The 9,240-nt window shown below is 69.3% G+C and carries 10 protein-coding genes; 1 reads left to right on the plus strand and 9 read right to left on the minus strand.

Annotated elements, in window-relative coordinates; translation table 11 throughout:
* Positions 1-229 precede the first annotated feature (229 nt).
* From NIE79_RS20055 to NIE79_RS20095, 9 genes are all read right to left on the minus strand, one after another.
* Complete coding sequence (locus tag NIE79_RS20055; RefSeq protein ID WP_238680021.1) at positions 230-838, minus strand: TIGR03086 family metal-binding protein; 609 nt, start codon at positions 836-838, stop codon at positions 230-232.
* 184 nt (positions 839-1,022) lie between these two features.
* A complete protein-coding gene (locus NIE79_RS20060) occupies positions 1,023-1,469 on the minus strand; it encodes a metal-sulfur cluster assembly factor (protein WP_238680022.1) in 447 nt (148 codons plus the stop codon).
* 97 nt (positions 1,470-1,566) lie between these two features.
* Positions 1,567-2,040, minus strand: coding sequence for a Fe-S cluster assembly sulfur transfer protein SufU (sufU, locus tag NIE79_RS20065; protein WP_238680023.1), 474 nt, complete (start codon positions 2,038-2,040; stop codon positions 1,567-1,569).
* A complete protein-coding gene (locus NIE79_RS20070) occupies positions 2,040-3,344 on the minus strand; it encodes a cysteine desulfurase (protein ID WP_238680024.1) in 1,305 nt (434 codons plus the stop codon). The genes sufU and NIE79_RS20070 overlap by 1 nt, the downstream gene beginning before the upstream one ends.
* A 20-nt stretch (positions 3,345-3,364) precedes the next feature.
* A complete protein-coding gene (gene sufC / locus NIE79_RS20075) occupies positions 3,365-4,138 on the minus strand; it encodes a Fe-S cluster assembly ATPase SufC (protein ID WP_112677399.1) in 774 nt (257 codons plus the stop codon).
* Complete coding sequence (locus tag NIE79_RS20080; RefSeq protein WP_091403693.1) at positions 4,138-4,464, minus strand: non-heme iron oxygenase ferredoxin subunit; 327 nt, start codon at positions 4,462-4,464, stop codon at positions 4,138-4,140. The genes sufC and NIE79_RS20080 overlap by 1 nt, the downstream gene beginning before the upstream one ends.
* Positions 4,464-5,609: a Fe-S cluster assembly protein SufD gene (sufD, locus tag NIE79_RS20085; protein WP_238680025.1), complete on the minus strand. Its 1,146-nt coding sequence runs from the start codon at positions 5,607-5,609 to the stop codon at positions 4,464-4,466. Before sufD ends, NIE79_RS20080 begins: the two co-directional genes overlap by 1 nt.
* Before the next feature lie 57 nt (positions 5,610-5,666).
* The gene (gene sufB / locus NIE79_RS20090; RefSeq protein ID WP_238680026.1) at positions 5,667-7,097 is read right to left on the minus strand and encodes a Fe-S cluster assembly protein SufB; all 1,431 of its coding nucleotides are present in this window, start codon (positions 7,095-7,097) and stop codon (positions 5,667-5,669) included.
* Complete coding sequence (locus NIE79_RS20095) at positions 7,094-7,894, minus strand: helix-turn-helix transcriptional regulator (protein ID WP_372471682.1); 801 nt, start codon at positions 7,892-7,894, stop codon at positions 7,094-7,096. Before NIE79_RS20095 ends, sufB begins: the two co-directional genes overlap by 4 nt.
* 98 nt (positions 7,895-7,992) lie before the next feature.
* Here NIE79_RS20095 and NIE79_RS20100 point away from each other — a divergent pair, with 98 nt between their 5' ends.
* Positions 7,993-8,958, plus strand: a complete 966-nt coding sequence (locus NIE79_RS20100) for a COX15/CtaA family protein (protein WP_238680027.1) — start codon at positions 7,993-7,995, stop codon at positions 8,956-8,958.
* Positions 8,959-9,240 lie beyond the last annotated feature (282 nt).

A 9,240-nucleotide genomic window follows, 5' to 3' on the forward strand; every position in this document is an offset into this window, starting at 1 on the left:
TGCCTGATTTAGTCACTAACTTACTATTTTTTTTTTCTTTCTGATCCGGCGCCCCCCCAGATCTCCCCTCTTCCCCTACACTGCACCCTTCCGATCTCCCGCGCCCCGCGCCCCGCGCCCCGCGCCAAGATCGTGCTCGAACCAGGATGTAGTGGCCTCTGCGACGCACCGAGGCCACTACATCAGTGATCGAGCACGATCTTGGGTTGTTCGGGGGTGTGCCGACCGGTCAGAGCTGAACTCCGGGCCACCGGGGGTCGCGACCGAGGTAGGAGAGCAGGACGGCGACCTCGTCGGACTCCGCGGCGGGGTCGATCGCCGGGGCGTACGCGCCGTAGGCCCGCAGCGGCTCGACGATCTGCCGGGCCGCCACCAGCAGGGGGCGGGCCAGGTCGGCGCTGAGCGGGGAGGGCTGGTCGGTGGCCACCGCGATGTCCCAGGCGTGAACTGCCGCGTCCAGGGCGCACGCTACGGCGCCGACCTCGGCTGGCAGCTTGCCCTGGGGCAGCGGCGTGGGCACCGCCGGGTCGTCGTCGGCGACACCGTTCCAGGCCCGGGCGGAGGCGTCGAGGGCGGCGCGCAGGCCGGCGATCTTGTCACCGTCGATCCGACCGGAGGGCGCGAACGGGTCCTCTGCCGGCCCCGGCCCGCCGCTGATCGCCGCCGCGAAGGCGAGCTGGTCGCCGGTCGCGTGCTGCAGTACCTGGGTGACGTTCCACAGCTCGCACGGGGTGGGTCGCTCCCAGGCGTCGGCCGGAACCCCCTCGACGATCGTTCGAAGCGCCGCGTGCGCCTCGTCGAGCACGGTCCGCCACTGCCCCGCCGCGATCTCGCTCATCGTCCTGCCCTCTCTGCCGGGTTCCCGCGAGCTACTCCACTCGCATCGGAGCGGAATATTCCGCTCCGTTCGATGGACTCAGCTTAGCAGACCGGAACGATCCGTTCCACTACTTTCGGGTGGGCATGAAACGCGTCGAGCGCGGCACCCGGACGGGTACCGCGCTCGACGAAGTGGGATCGGGTCAGACGTTGAAGCCGAGGGAGCGGAGCTGGTCCCGGCCCTCGTCAGTGATCTTGTCTGGGCCCCACGGCGGGAGCCACACCCAGTTGATCCGGATGTCGTTGACCAGGCCGCCGCCGGGGCCGGTGGTCAGCGCCTGCCGGGTCTGGTCCTCGATGACGTCGGTCAGCGGGCAGGCCGCCGAGGTGAGCGTCATGTCCAGGGTGGCGACGTTCTCGTCGTCGACGTGGACGCCGTACACGAGGCCGAGGTCGACAACGTTGATGCCGAGCTCCGGGTCGACGACGTCCTTCATCGCCTCCTCGATGTCGGCGATCATGGCCTTGCTGACGCCGCCCGCAGGAGCGGCGGCGTCACCGGTGCCCTCGGTGGTCGCGGCGTCGGTCTGCGGCACCACTGTGGTGTCACCGGCCTCCGGCGTCGCCTCAGTAGCGGTGTTCTCGCTCATGCCGTCCCTCCGCATCGCTTCGTGATGCCACAAGGCACCACAGTGTCATTCGCTCGCTGACGCTCGCTGCACCAACGATTCGCTCGCAGACGCTCGCTCACGCCGTCACCTCCGGGCTCACGCCCACACCGGCGCGTGCCGCGGCGTCCTTGAACGCCATCCACGGCAGCAGCGCGCACTTGACCCGGGCGGGGTAACGGGCCACACCCGCGAAAGCAACCCCGTCACCGAGCACGTCCTCGTCCGGCGTGACCTGGCCACGTCCGGACATCAACTCCACGAACGCCTCGTGCACCTCGAATGCTTCCCCGGCGCCGCGACCACGCAGCAACTCGTGCAGCACGCTCGCCGAGGCCTGGCTGATCGAACAGCCCATCCCGTCGTACGAGATGTCGTGCAGCACCGTGCCGTCGGTGGCCACCCGGACGGTGACCTCGTCACCGCAGGTGGGGTTGACGTGGTGCGCCTCCGCGACCCGGTCACCCGAGTCGTCGGCGTCGCGCAGGCCGCGCCCGTGTGGGCGCTTGTAGTGGTCCAGGATGATCTCCTGGTAGAGCTGGTCGAGCTGCATCAGTCGAACACCTTCCGCACCTGCTCCAGACCGGCCACCAGAGCGTCGATCTCCTCGGTGGTGGTGTAGAGGTAGAACGAGGCCCGGGTCATGGCCGGGACGCCGAACCGGCTGCACACCGGCTTGGCACAGTGGTGGCCCACCCGCACCTGCACGCCGAGCGAGTCGAGCACCTGACCCACGTCGTGCGGGTGCACGTCACCGAGTGCGAACGAGATGGTCCCGCCCCGACCCACCGGCACCGTCGGACCGAAGATCCGCAGGTCCGGCACCGAGCCGAGAGCGTCCAGCGCGTACGCCGTCAGCTCCTTCTCGTGCCACTGGATGGCCTGCATCCCGATGCCGGTCAGGTAGTCCACCGCCGCACCGAGCGCGACCGCCTCGGCGATCGGCGGGGTGCCCGCCTCGAAGCGGGCCGGTGGCGCGGCGAACGTCGAGCGAGCCATGGTGACCGTCTCGATCATCGAGCCGCCGCCGAAGACCGGCGGCATGGCCGCCAGCAGCTCACCCCGGCCCCAGAGCACACCGATGCCGGTCGGACCGCACATCTTGTGGCCGGTGAAGACGATGTAGTCGGCGTCCAGGTCGACTACGTCGATGGGCAGGTGCGGCACGGACTGCGAGCAGTCCAGCAGCAGCAGCGCGCCCACCTCGCGGACCCGCGCGGTGATCCGGGAGGTGGCGTTGACAGTGCCGAGGATGTTGGACATGTGCACCAGCGAGACGATCTTCGTCCGTTCGGTGACCAGATCCTCCAGGCCCGACTCGTCCAGCCGCCCCTGGTCGGTGACCGGGAACCAGCGCAGGGTCGCGCCGGTCCGCTCACAGAGCAACTGCCACGGGACGATGTTCGAGTGGTGCTCCATCTCGGAGATCACCACCTCGTCGCCCGGACCGAGCCGGAAACGGGGATCGGCGTCCGGACGCAGCGAGGCGTTCGAGAAGGCGTACGCCACGATGTTGATCGCCTCGGTGGAGTTCTTCGTGAACACCACCTCGTCGGTGCTCGGCGCGTTGATGAACGCGGCGATCTTCGCCCGCGCCCCCTCGTACGCCTCGGTGGCCTCGGTGCCCAGTGTGTGCACCGAGCGCGACACGTTGGCGTTGTGCCGCGCGTAGTGCTCGTCGAGCACGTCGAGCACCTGGCGGGGTTTGTGCGAGGTGTTGGCGCTGTCGAGGTAGACCAGCGGGTGCCCGTTGATGTCCCGACCGAGGATCGGGAAGTCGGCGCGCACCCGGGCCACGTCGAAACGCGGCACGTCGTCGTACTGCGGCATCCCCGAAGGGATCGCGATGCTGGTCATCTCGGCAGCGCCTCTCCCGCTCAGGCCTTGGCCGTGCCGGCCCCGGCGGCGTACCGCTCGTAGCCCTCGGCCTCGAGCTTGTCGGCCAACTCCGGGCCGCCCTGCTCGACGATCCGGCCGGCCACGAAGACGTGCACGAAGTCCGGCTTGATGTAGCGCAGGATCCGGGTGTAGTGGGTGATCAGCAGCACGCCGGTGTCACCGTTGTCGCGGACCCGGTTGACGCCCTCGCTGACCACGCGCAGCGCGTCCACGTCGAGACCGGAGTCGGTCTCGTCGAGGATCGCGATCTTCGGCTTGAGCAGCTCCAGCTGGACGATCTCGTGCCGCTTCTTCTCACCACCGGAGAAGCCCTCGTTGACGTTGCGCTGGGCGAACGCCGGGTCCATCTGGAGACGCTCCATCGCGCCGCGCAGCTCGCCGCCCCAGGTACGGAGCTTCGGCGCCTCGCCGTCGATGGCGGTCTTCGCGGTGCGCAGGAAGTTCGCCACCGAGACGCCGGGAACCTCGACCGGGTACTGCATGGCCAGGAAGAGGCCGGCGCGGGCGCGCTCGTCGACCGTCATGGCCAGCACGTCCTCGCCGTCGAGGGTCACCGTGCCGCCGGTGATCTCGTACTTGGGGTGACCGGCGATCGAGTACGCCAGGGTGGACTTGCCGGAACCGTTCGGGCCCATGATCGCGTGGGTCTCGCCCGACTTCACGGTCAGGTCGACGCCGGCCAGGATCGGCTTGAGCTCACCCTCGGGCAGCTTGACCGACACCTTCAGGTCGCGGATCTCCAGGGTGCTCATTATCGGGTCACTCCATTACTCGGCGTCAGGCTGAGGTAGATGTCTCCGTCGCGGACTTCGACGGGGTAGACGGGGACGGGTTCGGTGGCGGGCAGGCCGGTCGGCTCGCCGGTGCGCAGGTCGAAGCGCGAGCCGTGCAGCCAACACTCGAGCGTGCAGCCATCGACCTCACCCTCGGAGAGCGCGACCGAGGCGTGCGAGCACTCGTCGTACGCGGCGTAGAAGCCGCCGTCCTCGCCGTGCACCAGGGCGATCGGCGTGCCGTCGACGTCCGCGCTGATCGCGGTGCCCTTCGGCACGTCCTCGGTGGAGCAGATGCGGATCATCAAGCGCCCGCCTTGGTCAGCCGGGCCTCGATCGCGTCGCCGAGGCTCTCGCGCAGCGACTCCACCGGGATCTTGTTGATCAGCTCGGCGAAGAAACCACGGACCACCAGCCGGCGGGCCTCACTCTCCGGAATGCCCCGGGCCATCAGGTAGAACAACTGCTCGTCATCGAAGCGGCCGGTCGCGCTGGCATGGCCGGCGCCGGCGATCTCGCCGGTCTCGATCTCCAGATTGGGTACGGAGTCCGCCCGTGCGCCGTCGGTGAGCAGCAGGTTCCGGTTGATCTCGTACGTGTCGGTGCCGGTCGCCTCGGCCCGGATGAGCACGTCGCCCACCCAGACGGTGTGCGCGCTCTCGCCCTGAAGGGCGCCCCGGTAGCCGACGTAGCTGCGGCAGTCGGGGACGCTGTGGTCGACCAGCTGCCGGTGCTCCAGGTGCTGGCCCGAGTCGGCGAAGTACACGCCGTACAGCTCGGCCTCGCCACCGCGCCCGGTGTACTCCACGCTGGTGAACTGCCGGACCAGGTCGCCACCCAGGGAGACCTGGATGTGGATGACCCTGGCGTCCCGGCCCAGCTTGATCTTCAGGTGCTGGACCTGAACCGCGTCGTCGGCCCAGTCGGCGACCGTGACCAGCGTCAGCTTCGCGCCGTCGGCCACGGCCACCTCGACGTTGTCGGCCAGGGTGGCCGACCCGACGTGCTCCAGCACCACCGTCGCCTCGGCGAACCGGCCCACCTCGACGAAGGTGTGACCGAACGCCGGCTGCTCGACGCCCTCGCCGACCACCCGCAGCCGCACCGCCTCGCCGAGCACCACGTCGGGGGCCACCCGCAGCAGCAGGGCGTCCGCGGCGGCACCGTAGGCCAGCGCGCTGACCCGGTCGACCGGGGTCAGCACGCTGCCGACCCGCTCGTCGTCACGGCCGACGCGGGTGATGGCGACGCCCTCGGGCAGGTCGCCGTACTCGTGTCGGACCGCGCCGGTCGCGGCCGGCGCCTCACTAGTCAGGCCGCGGAGGCGCTTGAGCGGGGTGAAACGCCACTCCTCCTCCAGGCCGGTGAGGGCCGGGAAGTCGGCGACGTCGTACGAGCGCAGCGCCTGCGACTTGGTGCTGGGCGGCGGCGCGGAAGCCTGGGTAGTCATTTCTTCCTTGGTCTGTTCTACGACGACGGTGTCAGGTGCTCGGTGGGACGGGCGGCGTCAGCCGACCGCGCCCTCCATCTGAAGCTCGATCAGGCGGTTGAGCTCCAGCGCGTACTCCATCGGGAGCTCCTTGGCGATCGGCTCGATGAAGCCGCGCACGATCATGGCCATCGCCTCGTCCTCGCTCAGGCCCCGGCTCATCAGGTAGAAGAGCTGGTCGTCGCTGATCTTGGAGACGGTCGCCTCGTGCCCCATCGACACGTCGTCCTCACGGATGTCGACGTACGGGTAGGTGTCCGAGCGGGAGATGGTGTCGACCAGCAGCGCGTCGCACTTGACAGTGCTCCGGCTGTGGTGCGAACCCTCCAGCACCTGCACCAGACCCCGGTACGAGGTGCGGCCGCCGCCACGGGCGATCGACTTCGACACGATGGTCGAGGAGGTGTGCGGCGCGGCGTGCACCATCTTGGCGCCGGCGTCCTGGTGCTGACCCTCGCCGGCCATCGCCACCGAGAGCACCTCGCCCTTGGCGTGCTCGCCGGTCATGTAGACCGCCGGGTACTTCATGGTCACCTTGGAGCCGATGTTGCCGTCGACCCACTCCATGGTCGCGCCCTCGTGGCAGACGGCGCGCTTGGTGACCAGGTTGTAGACGTTGTTCGACCAGTTCTGGATGGTCGTGTAACGGCAGCGCGCGTTCTTCTTCACGATGATCTCCACGACCGCGCTGTGCAGCGAGTCGGAGGAGTACATCGGCGCCGTGCAACCCTCGACGTAGTGCACGTACGCACCCTCGTCGACGATGATCAGCGTCCGCTCGAACTGGCCCATGTTCTCCGTGTTGATCCGGAAGTAGGCCTGCAGCGGGATGTCCACCCGCACGCCCTTCGGCACGTAGATGAACGAGCCACCGGACCACACCGAGGTGTTCAAAGCGGCGAACTTGTTGTCGCCGACCGGGATCACAGTGCCGAAGTACTCCTTGAACACGTCCTCGTGCTCGCGCAGCGCCGTGTCGGTGTCCAGGAAGAGGACGCCCTGCTCCTCAAGGTCCTCACGGATCTTGTGGTAGACGACCTCCGACTCGTACTGCGCCGCGACACCGGCGACCAGCCGCTGCTTCTCCGCCTCCGGGATGCCCAGCCGGTCGTAGGTGTTCTTGATGTCCTCGGGCAGGTCCTCCCAGCTGGTGGCCTGCTTCTCGGTCGACCGCACGAAGTACTTGATGTTGTCGAAGTCGATCCCGGTGAGGTCCGCGCCCCAGGCCGGCATCGGCTTACGGCCGAACAGCCGCAGGCCCTTCAGCCGCAGGTCGAGCATCCACGCCGGCTCGTTCTTCTTGGCCGAGATGTCCCGAACCACCGCCTCGTTGATGCCGCGCTGGGCGACCGCCCCGGCGGCGTCCGGGTCGGACCAGCCGTACTCGTAACGGCCCAGGGCGGCGAGCTGCTCTTCCTGGGTCAGGGGCTGGACGATCTGCTCGGTCATCTATCTGTCCTCACAGTGGTTACGGGATTACCGGATTGAACGCGGCCCGGCTGGGTCGGGATGTGCGTGGTGCACACCCCGTCGCCGTGCGCGATGGTGGCCAGACGCTGCACGTGGGTGCCGACCAGACGGGAGATAACCGCGGTCTCGGCCTCGCACAGCTGGGGAAACTCGGCGGCCACGTGCGCCACCGGGCAGTGGTGCTGACAGAGCTGGCCGCCGGAGGCGATCGTGGTCGCATTGGCAGCGTAACCCTCGGCGGTGAGCGCCGCGGCGAGTGCCTCGGCTCGAGCCAGCGGGTCGTCGCCGGCGTCCTCCATGGCCGTCCGACAACGGGATTCGAGAGCGGAGACCTGCTCGGTGGCGAACGCCTCGACCGCGCCCGAGCCGCCACTGCGGGCGATCCAGCGCAACGCGGCGGTGGCCATGTTGTCGTAGTGGTGTGTGCCACAGCGGACCCGGGCGGCCTCGGTCAGCAGGAACACCTTGGCCGGGCGCCCCCGACCGCGACTGCCCTGCACGGTCTGCTCACGGGCATACACGTCACCGTCCGCGAGCATCGCGTCCAGGTGCCGGCGAATCGCCGCCGGGCTGAGCCCGAGCGCCGCGCCAAGCTGCGCGGCGGTGGTCGCACCCTGCTCCAGCAGCAACTGGGTGACCCGATCCCGGGTGGAGACCTCGGCCGCCGCCGGTCCGGCGAGGCCGGCTGACGTGGTCACGGCAGGCGCGGACGCAGGCGCACCGAGGGCCGGTACGGCCGTCGGTTGGTGCCCGGAGAGCGCCGCCGCGTTTTTCACAACGCCAACGTTACGTAATTACCCGGAGGGTCGCAAACCCGGGCCCCGGTGATCCGAACCACCGAGCCGACGGAGTCGGACGAACCTCGATCACTACGGTGCGTAGGATTTGCGCTGTGAACCGAATCGTCCGTCCGGTCTCCGGCAACCTGCTGCGCCGCCTCGCACTCGCCTCGATCATCGCGAACGTGGGGATCGTCGTCACCGGCGGGGCCGTCCGGTTGACCGCTTCGGGCCTCGGCTGCCCCACCTGGCCCCGGTGCACAGACGATTCCTACGTCACCACGCCCGAGATGGGCGTGTACGGCGTGATCGAGTTCAGCAACCGCATGCTGACCTTCGCGGTGGGTCTCATCGCGCTGGCCACCGTGCTGGCCGTCCTGCTGCACCGGCCCCGCCGACCCGGGCTCCTCGCACTGGCCGTGGCGGTCTTCCTGGGCATTCCCGCCCAGGCGGTGATCGGTGGCATCACAGTGCTGACCAACCTCAACCCGTGGGTGGTCGGGCTGCACTTCCTCGCCTCGATGGCGGTGATCGCCGCCGCGTACGCCCTCTGGCGACGTATCGGCGACCCCGACGGCCCGACAGTGGCCGCGGTGCCCGCACCGCTGCGCGCGCTGGCCCGGGTCACCACCGGCGTGACCGTCGCCGTGCTGGTCGTCGGCACCTGGGTCACCGGCAGTGGTCCGCACGCCGGCGACCACGGCGCCGCCCGCAACGGGCTCGACCCGGAGACGATCTCGCAGGTGCACGCCGACGGGGTCTTCCTGTTGATCGGCCTCTCGGTGGCGCTGATCTTCGCGTTCCGCGCCGTCGGCGCGCAGCGGGCCACCCGCGCCGCGATCATCCTGGTCGCCGTGGAGTTGGGTCAGGGCCTGATCGGCTTCGTGCAGTACTTCACCCACGTACCGGCACTCCTGGTCGGCGCGCACATGCTCGGCTCCTGCCTGGTGCTGCTGGCCGCCCTGTCGGCGCAGTGGTCCACCCGGGAACGCCGCCCGGTCACGCCGGCCCCCCAGGCCATCCCGACCGACGCCGCCACTCCGGTACCAGCCACCGCCTGACCGCCAGGCCGCCAGGCCGCTCCGCGCTCCGCGCCTCGGGGCCCGGGCCCCGGGCCCCGGGCCCCGGGCCAAGATCTGCGCAACTTGCCGGATGCTGCTGCCTCCGAGATGCGGGAGACCGCAACATCCCTGATATTGCGCGAATCTTGACGACGAACACCGCCTCCGAGAGACCGGGACCCGGGTTTGGGCGCCCACGGCCGCCAAGATCGCGCTCGAACCAGGATGTAGTGGCCACGAAAGGCCGGGAAGCCACTACAACCAGGATGTTGCGCGATCTTG

Source organism: Micromonospora trifolii (assembly GCF_022229005.1).
GTDB lineage: Bacteria > Actinomycetota > Actinomycetes > Mycobacteriales > Micromonosporaceae > Micromonospora > Micromonospora trifolii.